This window comes from Nonomuraea sp. bgisy101 (assembly GCF_057708945.1).
On sequence record NZ_JBYITD010000009.1, the window covers coordinates 223,855 to 240,898 of the forward strand.

Genomic DNA, 17,044 nt, shown 5'->3' on the forward strand with positions numbered 1-17,044 from the left:
CCCCTCGAGGGCAGGCGGCCCCTATGATTCGCGAACTCGTCAGAGGAGCGTTCGCCGGGGCCACGGCCACCACGGCGATGAGCACCGTCATGCTCGCGGGCGACAAGGCAGGGCTGATGCGCGAGCAGCCGCCCAAGCACGTCGTCCGCGCGCTGCTGCCCGGCCGTTCCCACCGGCCCAAAGCGGGTGAGAAGCCGATGGCGGCACTGGCGCACTACGCGTTCGGCGCGGGCGCGGGGGCGGTGCTCGCGCTCCTGACCAGAGGGCGAGGGGCTCCGCTGCCGGTCGGGGTCGCCTACGGCCTGGCCATCTGGCTGGCCAGCTACGAGGGCTGGGTGCCCGCGCTGACCCCGATGCCTCCTATCCATCGCGACGAGCCCGGCAGGGCACTGGTGATGGGGCTCGCGCACGTCGTGTTCGGCTCGGTGCTGGCCACCTCCCTGCACCGCAGGGCTGCGGCAGGCACCCTCTGAGGTCCGGGCACGGCGGCGATCCAGCGTTCGGGCACGCCTCGGCGGCCTCGGTCACCCCTTCAGCAGGTCTCCGCAGAAGAAGCGGATGGCGCGGTTGACCACGACCGGCTTCTCCCAGGGCATGAAGTGGCCCGCACCCGGCACCCAGAACGGGCCGACGACCTGCGGGTAGGCGATCGCGCACCGCTCGGCGACATGCTCGCCGACGGTGACCTGGTCGGGGCCGACGAGCACCAGCGTCGGCTGCAGCACGGGCCGGTCGGTCAACTCGGGACCCGACATGGGACGGGTGCCCATCACCACCTCGTAGTCGGCGAAGGAGGCGCGCAGCCGGTCGGCGTCCGCGTACGGCTCGGTGAGCAGAGCCAGATCGTCGTCGCTGAAGGCGTTGGGCGGACACCACATCCGGTGCCCGAAGAACTCGGCGATGTAGCGCCGTCGCCGTTCGGGCGTGTCCAGCTCGGCGACGAGCTCGTCGGCGTGCAACCCCTGTCGGCGCTGGTAGTCGTAGATCGCCGGCTTCGGTGTGCCTGCGGGGATCCCGGCCGCGGCGAACGCGTCGGGAAGCTCGGGCATCGAGTCGTCGAGCACCACCAGCCTGTCGACCCGGTCAGGGTGGCGGTTGGCCATGTCGATGGCCACCATCGCGCCGAGGTCGTGGCCCGCCACGACGACCCGGTCCCAGCCGAAGGCGTCCAGCAGGCCGATCAGGTCCGCGTTGAACGCCGCGAAGTCGTAGAAGCCGTCAGGGGCGAAATCCGAGTCGCCGTAGCCGCGCAGGTCCGGCGCGGCGACGTCGAACCCGGCCTCGGCCAGCGGCTCGATGTTGTGCGACCAGATCAGGCTCGTGCAGGGAAAACCGTGCACGAGGAGCAGCGGCACACCGCCGTGGCCGCTGCGGCGGACCGCCAGCCGGTGACCGTCGCTGACCGTGACGAAGGTGGGAGAGATAGGCACGAGGCATCCTCGCACAGGCCACCGACAATGCTCGCGGCTCACGGGGAACGCCGGCGGTCGCGGCGTTCGTGAGCCCCGGCCATGGCACCGGGGCTCACGGTTCTGGGCGGGCGCCGGCTACGGCTTGGCGCCGACTCCCGTGGTGAACTCCTCCTTCAGGTGGCCGGGTGCCAGGGGCGGGGTGTCCATGCCGGCGCCGCCCGCCAGTCCGTCGAGCATCTCGCGCATCGCCTGCGCCGCGCCGTACCTGGGCTGCCAGCCCAGCTCGGTGCGGGCCCTGGTGGTGTCGAGGATGGGCAGGTTGAGCGCCATCTCCAGCAGCCCGGGAGAGGAGGGGATGAGGCGCGCGTGCCAGCCGGCCGCCACCGCGGTCCTGGCCAGCCACGGCGACAGCGGCACGAGGCGCGCGCCGAACAGCCCGGCCAGCTCGGCGGGACCGAGGACGGGTTCGGCGGCGAGGTTGAAGGCGCCCGAGACGTCGGAGACGACCGCCAGGCGGTAGGCCTGGGCGGCGTCGGAGGCGTGCAGGGCCTGCACCCGCAGTCCCGGGATGTCGGGGATGACCGGCACGCGGCGCATCATCCTGCCGGGCACGAAGGGCCCGCCGAACAGCCGCCGCTGCTCGCTGGCCGCCTCCCTCTTGAAGATGAACGCGGGCCGCATCCTGACGACCCTGGTGTCCGGATGGTCGCGTTCGAACACGTCGAGGACGCGCTCGACGTAGGCCTTCTCCCTGCCGTAGGCGGCCCGCGGCCAGCCGTGGGTGGGCCAGGACTCGTCGACGGCACGGTCCTTCGGCCCCGGCGAGTAGGCGCCCACGGAGGAGGCGTGGACCACGACGGGCACCCTCGCCTGGGCGACGGAGCGGAAGACGGCCATGCTGCCGAGGACGTTGGCGCGCCAGGTGGTGGCGGGGTCGCGGGTGGGCTGGAACAGCCATGCCAGGTGCACGACGGCGGCGGCGCCCTCGAACACGGCGGTGAGGTCGTCCTCGGCCACGTCGGCGGCGTGCCAGGTGGTCTTGGGACCCGGGTTCCATCGGGGGCGGCGGCGCGCGACGCCGACGATGGAGGTGATCTGAGGCTCGGCCTCGAGTGCCTGCACGACACTGGTGCCGACGTTGCCCGTCGCGCCGACCACGATGACTCTCATGATTCGCGACTGCCCAGGTGTGCGCCGCTGAAACCGGGGTTAGATTGGACTGGTGATCACCGTCGACGACGTGCGCGACCTGGCCTCGCGGCTGCCACGCTCCTCCGAGCACCTGATCCGCGACCGGGTGAAGTTCCGGGTGGGCTCGATCGTCTACGTCGCCTTCTCAAGGGATGAGACGACCATGGGGTTCGGCTTTCCCAAGGAGGAGCGCGCGGCGCTGGTCGCCGCCGAGCCCGCCACCTTCTTCCTGCCGCGCGAGAGCGACCTGCGCTTCCACTGGGTGGAGGCGCGGATGGCCGCCCTCGACGTCCCCGAGATGCGCGAGCTGGTGACCGAGGCGTGGCGGATGTGCGTGCCGAAGAAGGTCTACGCCGCCTACATGGAGACGCTGCGGTAGAGGTCTCGCGCCAGCGTGGTGGTGCGCTTGACGGAGTCGTTCCACCGGCCGCCCGCGGGATGGGCGGTGAGCAGCACGAAGATGAGCCTGTCACCCTTGCCGACGAGACCCGTGGTGTGCAGGACGGGCCTGCCGAGGTCGGGCACCAGCGGCAGCCGCGCCTGGGACTGAGGGGTGATCAGCGGGCCGCCGGCTCCGGTGGGTGAGCACCTGACGGGCGGGACGGCGCCGAAACCCGACCAGCCCTGCTTGACCGCCCACGGCTTGGGCAGGGCGCGCGGGATGCCGAAGTACTGGTCGAAGCCGTCGGTGCCACAGGGGGTCGCCTGGCGCAGGTGCCCGATGACCAGGTCGCGAACCTTGGCGTCGGCTCTGTCCATGAGGTAGCGGTAGGTCCTGGCGACGTCGTAGGCGCTCAGCGAGGTGTAGCCCCAGAAGCCCGGCTTGGCGGCGGGCGGCGGACTGGTGTCGGCCAGGCCGAGCTTCCTGGCCATGCGGGTGACGATCTTCCCCTTGCCGCCCCTGTCCCACAGGGCCGAGGCCGCGTCGTCGTCGCTGGAGCGCAGCATGACCTTGAGCGTGGCCAGGTCGCGGACGGTCGGCTTGGCGGTCCGCTCGAGGAAGTCGATCGCGATCAAGATCTTGATCACCGACGCGGATCTGAACGCCCTGTGCGCCAGCCGGTGGGCGACGATCTTCCCCGCCACCCTGTCGAAGACCACGTATCCGGCCGTCGTGCCCGCGGGGACCTTCGGCGGTGCCTCGGCCAGCGCGGGTGTCGCGATCAGCAGGGGGACGGCGGCCGCCACGGCTGCCCAGCGCTTGGTTCGCATTCGCACATATCTACCAGACCTTGACGTACCCACACATCCGGCTATAAACAAAGGGGAAACCAAACGGAAACGGCGGTGAATCAACATCATGTACGCCGAGGAGCGCCAGCAGGAGATCCTGCGCATGGCCCGTGACGCCGGTCGCGTGGACGTGGTGACGCTCGCCGAGGAGTTCGACGTCACCACCGAGACCATCCGCCGCGACCTGACAGCGCTGGAGCGGGCGGGCGTCCTACGGCGGGTGCACGGAGGGGCGATCCCCGTCGAGCGCCTGGGATTCGAGCCCGCGCTGGCCGCCCGCGACGAGGTGATGACCGCCGAGAAGGAGCGCATCGCCAAGGCGGCGCTCGCCGAACTGCCGGAGGACGGATCGGTCATCATCGACGCCGGGTCCACGACCGGGCGGCTGGTGCAGGTGCTGCCCGCCGACAGGGAGCTGACGGTGGTGGTCAACTCCCCGCCGCTGGCCTCCGTCCTGGCCGCCAGGCCCAACCTCAACGTCATCATGCTCGGCGGCAGGGTGCGCGGCCGGACGCTGGCCACCGTCGACGACTGGGCGCTGCGCCCTCTCGCCGACCTTCACGTGGACGTGGCGTTCATGGCGACCAACGGCTGCTCGGTGGCCAAGGGGCTGACCACGCCCGATCCCGCGGAGGCGGCGATCAAGCGGGCGATGATCGCCGCGGCGCAGCGAAGCGTCCTGCTGGCCGACCACACCAAGTTCACCAACACCTATCTGGCCAGATTCGCCTCATTGGCCGAGATCGACGTACTGATCACCGACACGGGCCTGGACGCGGCCACCGCCGCCGACGTCTCGGCCGCGGGGCCCCAGGTGGTCCGGGCATGATCCTCACCCTGACGCTCAACCCGAGCCTCGACCGCACGATCGAGGTGAGTTCGCTGGACAGGGGCACGGTGATCAGGGCGGCCGCCGCCAGGCTCGACCCGGGCGGCAAGGGCGTCAACGTCTCGAGGGCGCTGCTGGCCAACGACGTCGCCTCGTGCGCGGTCGTGCCGTACGGGGGCGACGAGGGCCGCCGGCTGATCGGCCTGCTGTCGGCCGAGGGGCTGGACATGGTGACCGTACCGGTGCGGGGCGCCACCCGCTCCAACGTGACGCTGGCCGAGCCCGACGGCACCATCACCAAGATCAACGAGCCGGGCACCGCCCTGTCGGCCGCCGAGCTCGACACGATCGCCGAGGCGGTGCTGTCGGCGGCGCACTCGGCCGACTGGGTGGTCGCCTCCGGCAGCCTGCCGCCCGAGGTGCCGCCCGACGTCTACGCGCGCCTGTGCGAGCGCTTCTCCAGCGCGGGCATCCACGTCGCCGTCGACACCAGCGGCCCCGCGCTGCTGGCCGCGCTGGCGGCGGGGCCCGCGCTGGTCAAGCCGAACCGCGAGGAGCTCGCCGAGGCGACGGGCATGCCCATCACCCGCATGGGCGAGGCCGTCGAGGCCGCGGAGAAGCTGCGCGCGGCCGGCGCGCGCGCGGTGCTTGCCAGCCTCGGCGCCGACGGCGCGATCCTGGTCACCGACGGCGCCGTCCGCTACGGCGAGTGCGGGGTCGACGAGCCGCGCAGCACCGTCGGCGCGGGCGACGCCATGCTGGCGGGCTTCCTCGCCGCAGGCGCGAGCGGCGAACGCGCCCTGGTCGAGGCCCTGGCCTGGGCGGCGGCGGCCGTCGGCCTGCCGGGCAGCCGCATGCCCCACCCCTGCGACATCCACCGCGACCGGGTGCTCCTGCGCCCCTTCGACCCCTCCATGCCTCTGGGAGCCACCACCCTGTAAGGAGCCACCCCCATGGCCGACACCTACACTCCCCCGGTCTACGGAACCGGCCTGAAAGCGACCATCCAGCGCATCGGCGGCCATCTGGCCGGCATGATCATGCCGAACATCGGCGCGTTCATCGCATGGGGTCTCATCACCGCCCTGTTCATCCCCACCGGCTGGCTGCCGAACGCGTCCCTCGCCGCCCTGGTCGGCCCGATCATCACCACCCTGCTGCCGGTCCTCATCGGCTACACGGGCGGCAGGATGGTCCACGGCCAGCGCGGCGCCGTCGTCGGCGCCGTGGCGACCATGGGCGTCGTCGTCGGCGCGACGATCCCCATGTTCCTCGGCGCGATGGTCATCGGACCGCTGGCGGCCTACCTGCTCAAGCTGGTCGACAGGTTCACCGAGCAGCGCACCAGGGCCGGCTTCGAGATGCTGGTCGACAACTTCACCGCCGGCATCGTCGGCGGCGCGATGGCGCTGCTCGGCGTGTGGGGCATCGGGCCGATCGTCAAGGTGGTCACCGAGGCGGCCGGCAGCGGGGTCGAGTGGCTCGTCGGCCACAGCCTGCTGCCACTGGCCTCGGTGCTGATCGAACCGGCCAAGGTGCTGTTCCTCAACAACGCGATCAACCACGGCGTGCTCGGCCCGCTGGGCGTCGCCGAGGCGGTGCAGCACGGCAAGTCGATCCTGTTCATGCTGGAGTCCAACCCGGGACCCGGGCTCGGCCTGCTGCTGGCCTACCTGTTCTTCGGGCCGAGGGCGCTACGGCCGAGCACGCCCGCCGCCATGATCATCCACTTCTTCGGCGGCATCCACGAGATCTACTTCCCCTACGTGCTGATGAAGCCGCGCCTGATCATCGCGGTCATCGCGGGCGGCGCGGCCGGCGTCTTCACCTTCATGATCACCGGCGCGGGTCTGGTGGCCACGCCGTCGCCCGGCAGCATCTTCGCCTACCTCGCCGTCACGCCCAAGGGCGGCTGGTTCGGCGTGGCCGCGGGCATCCTGCTGGCCACTGCCGCCAGCTTCGCCGTCGCCTCCCTCCTGCTCGGCTTCGGACGCGGAGAGAAGGACCAGGACGAGGCCGCACCAGACGAGACCGCACCGGAGGACAGGACCGAGCCCGCCGCCCAGGAGGCGTCATGACCAGCATCGACAGCAAGGACATCCACAAGATCGTGATCGCCTGCGACGCGGGCATGGGCAGCAGCGTCATGCTGGCCACCACGGTGCGCAAGCAGCTCAAGGACACCGGCGTCACGGTCGAGCACACCCCCGTCAACGCCATCCCGGCCGACGCCGACGTGGTGCTGTGCCACGCCGGTCTGGCCGCCCGCGCGCGGGCGTCCGCGGCGCCCGGCGCGGTGCTCGTGCCGTTCCAGATCTTCCTCGGCGACCCCGCCGTCACCCGGCTCATCGCCACGATCAAGAAGGGCGGGACGGTCGGTGCGTGACGTCCTGGAGCGGCGCGCCGTGCTCCTGCACGAGCACGCCGACACGCGCGAGGAGGCGATCAGGCGCTGCGGCAGGCTCCTGGTGGAGACGGGAGCGGTGGCCGAGCCGTACGTCGAGGCCATGCTGGAGCGCGAGCGCTCCATCTCCACCTACGTCGGCGAGGGGGTGGCCATCCCGCACGGCGTCGACAGGGAGGCCATCCTGCGCGACGCCATCTGCGTGGTGCGCTTCCCCGACGGCGTCGACTGGGACGGCGAGCACGTCACGCTCTGCGTCGGCATCGCCGCCAGGGGCGACGGCCACATCGCGCTGCTGGCCGAGCTCGCCGAGATCCTGCTCGACCCCGGACGCGCCCGCGCGCTGCGCGAGGCGAGCGAGGTCGAGACCGTCATGAAGGAGCTGTCGTGAAAGTCGCCCGATTCCACGCGCCAGGGGACCTGCGGGTCGAAGAGGCGCCCGAGCCGGCCGCGGGCCCCGGCGAGCTGAAGATCAGGGTGCGCAACTGCTCGACCTGCGGCACCGACGCCAAGATCTTCCACCACGGCCACCACCACATCAGACCGCCGCGCGTCATGGGCCACGAGATCGCCGGAGAGGTGGTCGGCACGGGCGAGCGGGTCCAGGTGATCGCCGCCATTCCCTGCGGGACGTGCGAGGAGTGCCGCAGGGGCAGGATGACCGTCTGCCCCCACCAGGAGTCGATGGGCTACCACTACGACGGCGGCTTCGCCGAGTACATGATCGTCCCGGCCAAGGTCCTGGCCGTCGACGGCGTCAACCGCATCCCCGACGGCGTCTCCTTCGCCGAGGCCTCGGTGGCCGAGCCGCTCGCCTGCGTGCTCAACGGCCAGGAACTGGCCAGGGTCGGCGAGGGCGACGACGTGGTCGTGATGGGCGCGGGCCCGATCGGCTGCCTGCACGTCCGGCTGGCCCGTGCCAGGGGCGCCGCCAGGGTGTTCCTCGTCGACGTCAACCCGGCACGTCTGGCGCTGGCCGCCGCCATGGTCCAGCCGGACGCCGCGATCGACGCCGACCCCGTCGAGCAGGTGCTGAAGCTGACCGGTGGGCGCGGGGCCGACGTGGTGATCACCGCGGCGGCGTCGGGCACCGCGCAGGAGCAGGCGCTGCGGATGGCGGCCAGGCAGGGGCGCGTCAGCTTCTTCGGCGGACTGCCGAAGGACGACCCGATCATCGCCTGCGACTCCAACCTCGTGCACTACAGGGAGCTGACGATCGTCGGCGCGAACGGCTCGAGCCCCGCCCACAACGCGCGGGCGCTGGCGCTGATCGCGGACGGCGCGGTGCCGGTCGCCGATCTGATCACCCACCGGCTCGAGCTGCCGCGGGTACTGGAGGCGATCGACCTGGTGCGTCAGGGCGCCGCGATCAAGGTCACGATCGAGCCGTGAAGGAGAAGTGATGGCAGAGCGCACCGTGGTGGTCGCCTCGCGGACGGGCCTGCACGCCCGTCCCGCCAGGCTCTTCGTGCAGGAGGCGGTCAGGCTGGGCGTGCCCGTGCGGATCGCGGTCGGCTCGGGCAAGTCCGTGCCCGCCACCAGCATGTTGGGGGTGCTGTCGCTCGGCGCGGTGCACGGCGTCGAGGTGACACTCTCGGCCGAAGGCGCGGAGGGGCAGGCGGCCGTCGACACCCTGGCCGAGCTGCTCGCGCGCGACCTGGACGCCGAGGAGCCGGCAGATGGCTGAGCCTCCCGAGCGGTTGAAGGGACTCGGCGTCAGCCCTGGCCGCTCGGCGGGACCCGTCGTCCGCATGGCCGAGCCGCCGGCGCTCCCGCCCCTGCCCGCCGCCGACGGGCGGGGCCTGGACGGCGCGGCCGAGGAGCAGGCCGTGCGCACAGCGCTGCGGACCGTGGCGGCCGAGCTGGCCAGGCGGGCCGAGCGGGCGCGCGAGGGGCAGGAGCGCGACATCCTCGAGGCCCAGGCGATGATGGCCGACGACCCGATGCTGCTGGAGGCGGCGCAGGCGCACGTCGGCGCGGGCCTGCCTGCCGTCCACGCGCTGGACAGGGCCTTCGCCATGCACCGCGAGGCCCTGGTCGCGGCGGGCGGGTACTTCGCCGAGCGCGCCGCCGACCTCGACGACCTGCGCAGCCGCGCCGTGGCCGCCGCGATGGGCCTGCCCATGCCCGGCGTTCCCGACCCCGGCCATCCGTTCGTGCTGGTGGCCGAGGACCTTTCGCCCGCCGACACCGCCACGCTCGGCCCCGACGTGCTGGCGCTGGTCACCGCCAAGGGTGGCCCGACCGGCCACACCGCCATCCTCGCCAGGGCCAGGGGGCTGCCTGCCGTCGTCGCCTGCGCGGGCGCGCAGGACCTGCCGGACGGGGCGATCGTCGCCGTCGACGGCGGATCGGGAGAACTCGTCACCGGGCTCGACGAGCAGGAGGCCGCCGCCATCAGGGCGGGCGAGGCCGCGAGGCGCGCCGCGCTCGGCGGGAGCAGGGGCCCCGGCAGGACCGCCGACGGGCATCCGGTCAAGCTGCTGCTCAACATCGGCTCCGCCGCCGACCTGGCCGAGGGCGCCGAGGGCGTGGGCCTGTTCCGCACCGAACTCCTCTTCCTCGACCGCAGGAGCGCCCCTTCCTTCGACGAGCAGGTAGCCGCCTACGCCGAGGTGCTCGCCGCCTGTCCCGACGCCGTCATCAGGACGCTCGACGCCGGCACCGACAAGCCGCTGCCCTTCCTCGGGCTGCCGCCCGAGCCCAACCCCGCGCTGGGCGTCCGCGGGCTGCGCGTGGACCGGGTACGGCCCGCCGTCCTCGACACCCAGCTGGAGGCCGTCGCCGAGGCGGCGCTGCGGACGGGCGCGAGCCCCCGGGTGATGGCGCCCATGGTCGCCACGCGGCAGGAGGCCGCCGCGTTCGCCGACAGGGCCAGGCGCAAGGGCATCGCGCACGTCGGCGTGATGGTCGAGATCCCGTCGGCCGCGCTGCAGGCCGCCGAACTGCTGGAGGAGGTGGACTTCCTCAGCATCGGCACCAACGACCTCAGCCAGTACGCCTTCGCCGCCGACCGCCAGCATCCCGACCTGGCCGACCTGCTCGACCCCGCGCAGCCCGCCCTGCTGCGGCTGATCGGCATGTGCGCGGACGCCGGACGCGCCGCGGGCAAGCCCGTCGGGGTGTGCGGCGAGGCGGCGGGCGATCCGCGGCTGGCGCCGGTGCTGGCCGGTCTGGGCGTCACGAGCCTGTCGATGGCGGCGGTCAGCGTGCCCGCCGTACGGCAGGCGCTGGCCGGGCACACGATGGCCGAGTGCAGGCGGCTGGCCGGTCGGCAGGAGCCTCAGAAGTAGCGGCGCATGAGTTCGGTCGCCCAGGCCGGCTGGACGACAGGATGACGGGGGCCGAACTCGGCCAGGTACGGCTTGACGTCCAGGATCGGCGTGCCTGACAGCGCGTCCAGGTCGGCGACGTGCAGCTCCAGGCCGTCCACGGCGAGCAGCCGGCAGCGGGAGACGCCGAGCCGGTTGGGGCGGTACGGCCCGCGGTGGGCGAAGACCCCCACGGGCGCCGCGTCCGGGTTTCCCCTCGGGGGGCGGGGCTCGGCACGCACCATCGCAGGGTCGATCCGGTCGAAGAGGAAGACGACTTCCACGTGGGAGAAGTACTCCAGGCCGAGCGTCGCCGAGACGGTGAAGGATTCTTCGTCCAGCCGGATCACGGCGCGCACGTCGTGCCAGCCGTCTTCGAACATCTCGCCGCGACCGCCCACGACCCTGCCGACGGGTCGCAGGGTCACGGGATCCGAGGTCACAGGATCCGAGGTCACAGGATCCGAGGTCACAGGATCCGAGGTCACAGGATCCGAGGTCACAGGATCCGAGGTCACAGGATCCGAGGTCATGGTGATCTCCAGGTTCTCGTGGTGGCCGGCGTGCCGCGATGGCCCGCCGGGGGTTCACGTCTTCGGACGGTGTCGTCCCAGGATGGCCGGGCCGACGGCGGCGGCAGGCGTGGGAATCGGGCCGACGCCGGTGACGGCTCCGCCGTTCCGGAGCCGATCCGGTCGCGGACCGGACTCCGGTCTCCAGCCGTGGTTCTCTAGTAGCGGCCGAGGGTGCCGCGGCGCATGGCGCGGTGTTCGAGCCGCCTGAACAGGACCACTCCCGTGGCCGTGATGAGCAGCGGCTGGACCAGCAGCCAGCCCAGACCCCACCCGGTCGGAAGGGCGACCAGGGAATGCCCGCCGAGCAGGATGTCGCGCATCGCCTCGATGCCGGGCGCGATGGGGACGACCAGCCGGCTGAGGAAGGCGATCGCGTCGGGCATGGCGGCCAGGGGGACCAGGGTGCCGCCCGCGATGGCGTAGACGGCCACCGACAGCTGCGTGATGATCTCGATGCGTTTGAACACCAGGGTCAGCCCGCAGAGGATCAGGGCCAGCCCGCACGTGCCCACCGCGATCGCGGCCAGCGGCACGAGCACCTGCGCGGTGAAGGGCACGTGCCCGCCCTGGACGGCGATGGCGGTGGCGCCGGTGGCCAGGACGGCCAGCGCGGTGGGCAGGGCCGAGACCACGGCGGCGACCTGGCGGCCGAGAACGAGCGCCGCCGAGGGCAACGGCGTCAGATACGTCTGTTCCAGCACACCGGACTGGATGTCGCCCAGATAGCTCCAGAACACCCGGTTGACCTGCTCGTGGATGAAGGTCAGCGCCACCATGCCGAGCAGTACGGGCAGCAGCAGTTCGGCGCGCAGTTGCCCGCGTCCCATGAACAGCACGATGAGCAGGTAGAACAGCGGGAACGTGATCATCTGGATGAGGACTTCGCGCCATCCGGCGATCAGGTTGAGCAGGCCCTTGCCGACTTCTGCGGCGAATCCGCGGGCGAAGGTCACGACGACTCCTGCAGGGCTCGGCAGTGGTTGCGGACGAACAGCAGGCCGCTGACGGCGGTGAGCGCGAGGGTGTGGGCGAGCAGCCAGGGCAGGGTGCCGCCGCTCCAGAGCACGGCCAGGGTGCGGCCCTCGAACAGCGTCTGGGTGATCGCCTCGACGCCCAGGGTGGTGGGCAGGACTCTTGCCAGGGCTGCCAGCCAGTCCGGGTAGAGGGCCAGCGGCAGGAACGAGCCGTTGAGCAGCAGCACCAGCGAGGTGAACAGCGACTGCAGCGCGCCGATCATCGGGGAGACCAGGGCGAGGGCGGCCATCAGGAAGGTGAAGGCCAGCACGTCGACTCCCAACAGCAGGGCGGGCAGGAACGCCGCCCCGGGCGCAGGGATCGTGATCCCTGCCGCCAGCATGGGGACGAGGCAGGCGACGGCGGCCACCGCCAGGCCGAACACCGAGGCGGTGATCAGCCGGCCGAGCATCGGCAGCCATGGCGGCGCCGGGGTCATCTGGGCCTGCGTGAAGGTGCCCGCGCGTTTCTCCTCGATGAGGTCGGCCACCATCACCAGGCCGGCGTACTGCAGGAACCAGTAGCCGCCGATCGCGACCAGGGTCGGCGGCAGCAGGTCCTGACGCAGTTCGCCCTGCCCCAGGACGAACTGCAGGCCGAGGTACATCATGGTGCTGATCAGCAGCGTGATGACGTGGCCGACCGGATGGGCCAGTTGAACGCGCAGGCCCTTGCCGATCTCCGCGCCCAGGACGCTAAGCATGAGAGACCTCGTTCACCAGGGCGAGGAACACGTCCTCCAGATCGGGCTGGACCTGGGTCAGCGACTCCAGGACGACCGACTGGGCGCGCAGGCGGTCGACCACCTCGTATATCTCGCGCGGCTCGCTCACCCGCACGCTGATCGTGGTGACGCCGTCGCGCGTGACGGCGTCGAACCCAGGTGGGGCCGTCCCCTCGAGGCGGATCTCGTACCTGTCGCGCTCGCGGAAGCGCGCCAGCAGCTCCCGTGTGGGCAGGTCGGCCACGAGCCGGCCTCCGCGCATGACGGCCACCCGGTCGCACAGCTCCTGGGCCACGTCGAGCTGGTGCGTGGTGAGCAGGATGGTGGTGCCCAGCTCACGGGCCCATTCGGCGATCCAGTCCTTGACGGTGCGGGTGGCCTCGACGTCGAGGCCGAGCGTCGGCTCGTCCAGCAGGACGATCGGCGGGTCGGCGATCAGGGCGGCGGCGATCGCGACCTTCTGCTGCATGCCGCGCGAGAAGCCGCCGACCTTGTCGTGGCGCCGCTCCCACAGACCCAGATCGGTCAGCAGGTCCCGGGCACGCTCGGCGACCCGGGCCTTGCGCAGGCCCTTGAGCCTGCCGAAGTACATCAGGTTCTGCCATGCCGACAGGCTCCAGTAGACGTTGCGCGAGCCTTCGAGCACGGCGCCGAACTGCGCCATCGCGGCCGAACGCTGCCGGGCCACGTCGAATCCGCCCAGCCTGACCCGGCCCGAGGTGGGGGTCAGCAGCCCGGCCAGCATCTTGATGGTGGTGGTCTTGCCCGCGCCGTTGGGTCCCAGGAAGCCGAAGACCGATCCGGCGGGGACGCGCAGGGACACCTCGTCGACCGCCCGGACCTGCGCCGGCCCGTACACCTTCGTCAACGCGTCGATCTCGATCACGTCATCTCCTCGATGGGGGAATCCGGCCACGGGTCGTATGGCCGGGACACTGCGGTCACCGCTGGTCCATGGCGTCGGCGGGTGAGGTGGCGTGGCCGGCATGGACGCGGTGACGGTGATGACAGCTCATCTCTAGAGTTGAAATCTAGTGTTCATAACTAGAGATAAACTCTAATCATGAGAGATGTCAAACGGACGAGCTAGACGAGCCCAGAAGGCGCAGCAGACGCGCCGGCGCATCCTGGAGGCGGCGCTCGAGCTGTTCGTCCGGGACGGGTACGGCGCGACGAACCTCCAGGACGTCGCCCGCAGGGCCGGGGTCGCGGTACAGACGATCTACTTCGTCTTCGGCAACAAGCGGACCCTGCTCAAGGAGCTGGTCGACGTGACGATCGCGGGCGACGACGAGCCGGTGGCCACGATGGACCGTCCTTGGTACACCGGCGCGCTGGCGCTCGGCACCGCCCAGGACATGCTGCGCGCCTACGTCACGGGCACGACCTCGGTCCTGGAGCGGGTCGCGCCGATCGGCCGGGTGCTGGAGGCGGCGTCCGCGGGCGACCCCGAGGTCGCCGCGCTGTGGCCCCACGACGTCGATCCGCGGTATGTCGTCCAGCAGGGGGCGGCCAAGGCGCTTGCCGGCAAGCCTGGCGCACGCGCGGGGCTGTCGGCGGAGGAGGCCGTCGACCTGCTGACGCGCCCACGCCTCCGCGCCTCCGCGCCTCCGCGCCTCCTCCGGCTGGATCGGGCGGCCGTGCTTGTCGGCGGCTGTGCGGGGCCGATCGGGCGGCGGTTCCTGTCGGCGGCTGTGCTCTTGTCGGCGGCTATGCGGGGCGGCGGCGCAGGCGCGGGTCGGTCAGGGCGGGAGGGCGCCAGCCCCTGTCGCCCTCGTTGAGCGTGACGCCGGGCGGGACGATCTCGTCGATCCTGTCGAGCACGTCATCGGTCAGCTTCACGTCGGCGGCGGCGAGCTGGCTCACCAGGTGCTCCATCGTCCTCGGCCCGATGATGGCCGAGGTCACCGCCGGATGCCGCAGCGTGAACGCCAGCGCCAGCTGGATCAGCGTCAGCCCCGCCTCCTCCGCCAGGATCGCCAGGGCCTCGACCGCCTCCAGCTTGCGCCGGTTGCCGGGCAGCGACAGGTCGTAGCGTTCGGGCAGCCGGTCGGCCCTGCGCGAGCGCGGCGGCTCGGCGCCTTCACGGTAGGCGCCGGTCAGCCACCCTCCCGCCAGCGGGCTCCACACGATGGCGCCCATGCCGTAGCTCTGGACGACGGGCAGCACGTCGGCCTCGACGCCGCGCACCAGCAGCGAGTACGGCGGCTGCTCGCACACGAACCGTTCCAGGCCGCGCCGATCGGCCGCCCAGTGCGACTCGACCAGCTGATGGGCGGGGAAGGTCGAGCTGCCCAGGTAGCGGATCTTGCCCTGCCGTACGAGGTCGGTCAGCGCGCCGAGGGTCTCCTCGATGTGGGTGTCGGGGTCGGGACGGTGGATCTGGTACAGGTCGATCCAGTCGGTGCCCAGCCTGCGCAGGCTGTTCTCAACGGCCTGGAAGATCCAGCGCCTGGAGTTGCCCCGCTGGTTGGGCCCCTCGCCCATCACGCCGTGCACCTTCGTGGCCAGCACGACCTCGTCGCGTCTGCCCGACTTGGCCAGCGCGTGGCCGACGAACTCCTCCGACTGGCCGCCGGAGTAGACGTCGGCGGTGTCGATGAAGTTGATCCCCGCGTCGAGCGCGCGTCCGATGATCCTGGTGGACTCCTCCACGGACGGCTCGCCCCACGCGCCGAACATCATGGCGCCGAGGCACAGCGGGCTGACCTTGAGACCGGTCCTGCCGAGTACGCGGTGTTCAGTCACTCTTCCTAGAGTGCCCGAACGGCTGTGTCGATGGGTACATCTCCCCTGACCAGCTCCAGCGTCCTGCCGGCGGTGCGCGGCTCGTCGAGCAGCGCCACCACGACCGCGGCCACGTCGTCACGCGACACGCTGCCCCTGGGCAGCGGCGGCGGGCCGAGCAGCACCCTTCCCGTCCCCGGCTCGTCGGTCAGACCGCCGGGCCGCAGGATCGTCCAGTCCAGGTCGCGCCCGCGCAGATCGACCTCCGCGGCGGTCTTGGCCGCGATGTAGGCCGCCCACACCTCGTCGGCGTCCTCGCCAGGCGGCGCGCCCGCGCCCATGGAGGAGATCTGCACGAACCCGCGCACGCCCGCCCGCTCCGCCGCTTCGGCCATCAGCGCGGATGCGGCTCTGTCGACGGTGTCCTTGCGGGCCGCCCCGCTGCCGGGACCCGCGCCGGCGGCGAACACGACCGCGTCGGCCCCCTCGAGCACCTTCACGACCTCGTCGACGCCCGCGCTCTCCAGGTCGCAGACGACGGCCTGCCCGCCCGCAGCTTCCACGTCGGCCCGATGATCGGGATTGCGGACCAGCCCGACGGCCTGGTCGCCCCGGTCGGCCAGCCTCCGCTCCAGCCGGAGCGCGATCTTACCGTGTCCACCCGCGATCACAACCCGCATGCCTCCAGCGTTTCACACGAGTGAGCCATGCGTTCCACACGGTGACCAGGTGACGCCGCGCACCTGCCGCCTCCGCGGCGCCGCCGCGAGGCTGAGGCCATGCCAAAGACCTCCACCCTCCTGTTCGCCAGACACTACGGCGAGATGCTGCTCGCGATGATCATCGGCATGCTGCTCCTGGCACCCGTCTGGGCAGCGGCGGGCGAGTGGCTCGGCCTTGCCGCCGTCTTCGGCCGGGCCGACGTGGGTGCTCTGATCATGGCCACCGACATGACCGCGGCCATGACCGTGTGGATGCGGCACCGCGGCCACTCCTGGCAGCCCGTCGCCGAGATGGGCGCCGCGATGTACGTGCCGTTCCTGCTGCTCCTGCCACCCTTCTGGCTCGGGCTGGTCTCCGGCGACACGGTGATGATCGCCGGGCACGTGCTCATGCTCCCCGCCATGCTCGCGGTCATGCTCCGGCGGCGCGAGGAGTACGGCGCCCACCATGCTCATCCGTCTGCCCACCCGTCTGCTCGCCGTCCGCAACAGCCCTCCCACCCCCTCGTCGCCGCGCTGAAGCGCCGCCGGCCGACGTGGATCGCCCTCCTGCTCACCTTCGGCGTCTGGACCGACCCCTTCGTCCCGCCGCCGCTGATCCTCCTGGCCTTGCCCGGCGCCTACCTGGCGATCGGCGTCTACCGCAGGACGCTCGGCGACCGCAGGGTCCTGGCGCTGCAACTGACCGGGCTCGCCGCCTACCTCGTGCTGGCCCTCGTGGCGCTGTCGGCCGACGAGAACCTCGCCCGGTTCCTTATCGGCGGCGGATGGCTCGCCCACGCGCTGTGGGACCTCGCCCACCACCGCGCGAACGCCGTCGTCCCCCGCGGCTACGCCGAGTGGTGCGCCGTAGTTGACGCAGTCATCGGCCTCACGGTCATCTTCCTCGTGTGAGGTGCTCA

Annotated in this window: 21 protein-coding genes; 12 read left to right on the top strand and 9 right to left on the bottom strand. The window is 71.9% G+C overall.

Features of this window, described 5'->3' with window-relative positions; genetic code table 11:
- The first annotated feature begins 23 nt into the window (after positions 1-23).
- Positions 24-473: a hypothetical protein gene (locus AC3EO4_RS19250; protein WP_379572529.1), complete on the top strand. Its 450-nt coding sequence runs from the start codon at positions 24-26 to the stop codon at positions 471-473.
- 51 nt (positions 474-524) lie between these two features.
- Here AC3EO4_RS19250 and AC3EO4_RS19255 read toward each other — a convergent pair whose 3' ends face one another.
- Complete coding sequence (locus AC3EO4_RS19255) at positions 525-1,430, bottom strand: alpha/beta fold hydrolase (RefSeq protein WP_379572530.1); 906 nt, start codon at positions 1,428-1,430, stop codon at positions 525-527.
- A gap of 117 nt (positions 1,431-1,547) precedes the next feature.
- The gene (locus tag AC3EO4_RS19260; RefSeq protein ID WP_379572531.1) at positions 1,548-2,582 is read right to left on the bottom strand and encodes an NAD-dependent epimerase/dehydratase family protein; all 1,035 of its coding nucleotides are present in this window, start codon (positions 2,580-2,582) and stop codon (positions 1,548-1,550) included.
- Between the two features lie 52 nt (positions 2,583-2,634).
- On the opposite strand from AC3EO4_RS19260, the gene AC3EO4_RS19265 reads away from it, so the two are divergent.
- Entirely contained in the window at positions 2,635-2,982 is a 348-nt protein-coding gene (locus AC3EO4_RS19265; RefSeq protein ID WP_379572532.1) for an MmcQ/YjbR family DNA-binding protein, read from the top strand.
- Here AC3EO4_RS19265 and AC3EO4_RS19270 read toward each other — a convergent pair.
- Complete coding sequence (locus AC3EO4_RS19270; RefSeq protein WP_379572533.1) at positions 2,961-3,815, bottom strand: serine hydrolase; 855 nt, start codon at positions 3,813-3,815, stop codon at positions 2,961-2,963. The two genes, AC3EO4_RS19265 and AC3EO4_RS19270, sit on opposite strands and share 22 nt — an antisense overlap.
- A gap of 88 nt (positions 3,816-3,903) precedes the next feature.
- On the opposite strand from AC3EO4_RS19270, the gene AC3EO4_RS19275 reads away from it, so the two are divergent.
- From AC3EO4_RS19275 to AC3EO4_RS19310, 8 genes are read left to right on the top strand one after another with little or no spacing between them, the layout of a single operon-like run.
- Entirely contained in the window at positions 3,904-4,665 is a 762-nt protein-coding gene (locus tag AC3EO4_RS19275; RefSeq protein WP_379572534.1) for a DeoR/GlpR family DNA-binding transcription regulator, read from the top strand.
- Positions 4,662-5,606: a 1-phosphofructokinase gene (pfkB, locus tag AC3EO4_RS19280; RefSeq protein ID WP_379572535.1), complete on the top strand. Its 945-nt coding sequence runs from the start codon at positions 4,662-4,664 to the stop codon at positions 5,604-5,606. Before AC3EO4_RS19275 ends, pfkB begins: the two co-directional genes overlap by 4 nt.
- Positions 5,607-5,618: 12 nt before the next feature.
- Positions 5,619-6,743, top strand: coding sequence for a mannitol-specific PTS transporter subunit IIC (mtlA, locus tag AC3EO4_RS19285; RefSeq protein ID WP_379572536.1), 1,125 nt, complete (start codon positions 5,619-5,621; stop codon positions 6,741-6,743).
- The gene (locus AC3EO4_RS19290) at positions 6,740-7,051 is read left to right on the top strand and encodes a PTS sugar transporter subunit IIBC family protein (RefSeq protein ID WP_379572537.1); all 312 of its coding nucleotides are present in this window, start codon (positions 6,740-6,742) and stop codon (positions 7,049-7,051) included. Before mtlA ends, AC3EO4_RS19290 begins: the two co-directional genes overlap by 4 nt.
- On the top strand, positions 7,044-7,460 hold the full coding sequence (locus AC3EO4_RS19295; protein WP_379572538.1) for a PTS mannitol transporter subunit IIA: 417 nt from the start codon (positions 7,044-7,046) through the stop codon (positions 7,458-7,460). Before AC3EO4_RS19290 ends, AC3EO4_RS19295 begins: the two co-directional genes overlap by 8 nt.
- On the top strand, positions 7,457-8,461 hold the full coding sequence (locus AC3EO4_RS19300) for a zinc-dependent dehydrogenase (protein WP_379572539.1): 1,005 nt from the start codon (positions 7,457-7,459) through the stop codon (positions 8,459-8,461). Before AC3EO4_RS19295 ends, AC3EO4_RS19300 begins: the two co-directional genes overlap by 4 nt.
- A 10-nt stretch (positions 8,462-8,471) precedes the next feature.
- Positions 8,472-8,756 (top strand): HPr family phosphocarrier protein, encoded by a 285-nt coding sequence (locus AC3EO4_RS19305; RefSeq protein WP_379572540.1) that lies wholly within the window; start codon positions 8,472-8,474, stop codon positions 8,754-8,756.
- The gene (locus AC3EO4_RS19310) at positions 8,749-10,362 is read left to right on the top strand and encodes a phosphoenolpyruvate--protein phosphotransferase (RefSeq protein WP_379572541.1); all 1,614 of its coding nucleotides are present in this window, start codon (positions 8,749-8,751) and stop codon (positions 10,360-10,362) included. Before AC3EO4_RS19305 ends, AC3EO4_RS19310 begins: the two co-directional genes overlap by 8 nt.
- Here the strand turns inward: AC3EO4_RS19310 and AC3EO4_RS19315 are convergent.
- From AC3EO4_RS19315 to AC3EO4_RS19330, 4 genes are all read right to left on the bottom strand, one after another.
- Complete coding sequence (locus AC3EO4_RS19315; RefSeq protein WP_379572542.1) at positions 10,353-10,808, bottom strand: SAM-dependent methyltransferase; 456 nt, start codon at positions 10,806-10,808, stop codon at positions 10,353-10,355. The two genes, AC3EO4_RS19310 and AC3EO4_RS19315, sit on opposite strands and share 10 nt — an antisense overlap.
- 302 nt (positions 10,809-11,110) lie before the next feature.
- Positions 11,111-11,908: an ABC transporter permease gene (locus AC3EO4_RS19320; protein ID WP_379572543.1), complete on the bottom strand. Its 798-nt coding sequence runs from the start codon at positions 11,906-11,908 to the stop codon at positions 11,111-11,113.
- On the bottom strand, positions 11,905-12,672 hold the full coding sequence (locus AC3EO4_RS19325) for an ABC transporter permease (protein ID WP_431896916.1): 768 nt from the start codon (positions 12,670-12,672) through the stop codon (positions 11,905-11,907). Before AC3EO4_RS19325 ends, AC3EO4_RS19320 begins: the two co-directional genes overlap by 4 nt.
- Complete coding sequence (locus tag AC3EO4_RS19330; protein WP_379572545.1) at positions 12,665-13,579, bottom strand: ABC transporter ATP-binding protein; 915 nt, start codon at positions 13,577-13,579, stop codon at positions 12,665-12,667. The genes AC3EO4_RS19325 and AC3EO4_RS19330 overlap by 8 nt, the downstream gene beginning before the upstream one ends.
- A 184-nt stretch (positions 13,580-13,763) precedes the next feature.
- On the opposite strand from AC3EO4_RS19330, the gene AC3EO4_RS19335 reads away from it, so the two are divergent.
- Positions 13,764-14,474 (top strand): TetR/AcrR family transcriptional regulator, encoded by a 711-nt coding sequence (locus tag AC3EO4_RS19335; protein WP_379572546.1) that lies wholly within the window; start codon positions 13,764-13,766, stop codon positions 14,472-14,474.
- Here the strand turns inward: AC3EO4_RS19335 and AC3EO4_RS19340 are convergent.
- Both AC3EO4_RS19340 and AC3EO4_RS19345 read right to left on the bottom strand, forming a co-directional pair.
- Complete coding sequence (locus AC3EO4_RS19340) at positions 14,404-15,441, bottom strand: aldo/keto reductase (protein WP_379572547.1); 1,038 nt, start codon at positions 15,439-15,441, stop codon at positions 14,404-14,406. The genes AC3EO4_RS19335 and AC3EO4_RS19340 overlap by 71 nt on opposite strands.
- A gap of 5 nt (positions 15,442-15,446) precedes the next feature.
- Complete coding sequence (locus AC3EO4_RS19345; protein ID WP_379572548.1) at positions 15,447-16,100, bottom strand: NAD(P)H-binding protein; 654 nt, start codon at positions 16,098-16,100, stop codon at positions 15,447-15,449.
- A gap of 99 nt (positions 16,101-16,199) precedes the next feature.
- Here AC3EO4_RS19345 and AC3EO4_RS19350 point away from each other — a divergent pair, with 99 nt between their 5' ends.
- Positions 16,200-17,036, top strand: a complete 837-nt coding sequence (locus tag AC3EO4_RS19350) for a hypothetical protein (RefSeq protein WP_379572549.1) — start codon at positions 16,200-16,202, stop codon at positions 17,034-17,036.
- The last annotated feature ends 8 nt before the right edge of the window (positions 17,037-17,044 follow it).

Bases quoted from the DNA above. Each gene is read 5' to 3' on its own strand.
- AC3EO4_RS19305 (WP_379572540.1), top strand. From the start codon at position 8,472: ATGGCAGAGCGCACCGTGGTGGTCGCCTCGCGGACGGGCCTGCACGCC.
- AC3EO4_RS19260 (WP_379572531.1), bottom strand. From the start codon at position 2,582: ATGAGAGTCATCGTGGTCGGCGCGACGGGCAACGTCGGCACCAGTGTC.
- AC3EO4_RS19275 (WP_379572534.1), top strand. From the start codon at position 3,904: ATGTACGCCGAGGAGCGCCAGCAGGAGATCCTGCGCATGGCCCGTGAC.
- AC3EO4_RS19335 (WP_379572546.1), top strand. From the start codon at position 13,764: ATGTCAAACGGACGAGCTAGACGAGCCCAGAAGGCGCAGCAGACGCGC.
- AC3EO4_RS19250 (WP_379572529.1), top strand. From the start codon at position 24: ATGATTCGCGAACTCGTCAGAGGAGCGTTCGCCGGGGCCACGGCCACC.
- AC3EO4_RS19290 (WP_379572537.1), top strand. From the start codon at position 6,740: ATGACCAGCATCGACAGCAAGGACATCCACAAGATCGTGATCGCCTGC.
- pfkB (WP_379572535.1), top strand. From the start codon at position 4,662: ATGATCCTCACCCTGACGCTCAACCCGAGCCTCGACCGCACGATCGAG.
- AC3EO4_RS19310 (WP_379572541.1), top strand. From the start codon at position 8,749: ATGGCTGAGCCTCCCGAGCGGTTGAAGGGACTCGGCGTCAGCCCTGGC.
- AC3EO4_RS19270 (WP_379572533.1), bottom strand. From the start codon at position 3,815: ATGCGAACCAAGCGCTGGGCAGCCGTGGCGGCCGCCGTCCCCCTGCTG.
- AC3EO4_RS19325 (WP_431896916.1), bottom strand. From the start codon at position 12,672: ATGCTTAGCGTCCTGGGCGCGGAGATCGGCAAGGGCCTGCGCGTTCAA.
- mtlA (WP_379572536.1), top strand. From the start codon at position 5,619: ATGGCCGACACCTACACTCCCCCGGTCTACGGAACCGGCCTGAAAGCG.
- AC3EO4_RS19345 (WP_379572548.1), bottom strand. From the start codon at position 16,100: ATGCGGGTTGTGATCGCGGGTGGACACGGTAAGATCGCGCTCCGGCTG.
- AC3EO4_RS19350 (WP_379572549.1), top strand. From the start codon at position 16,200: ATGCCAAAGACCTCCACCCTCCTGTTCGCCAGACACTACGGCGAGATG.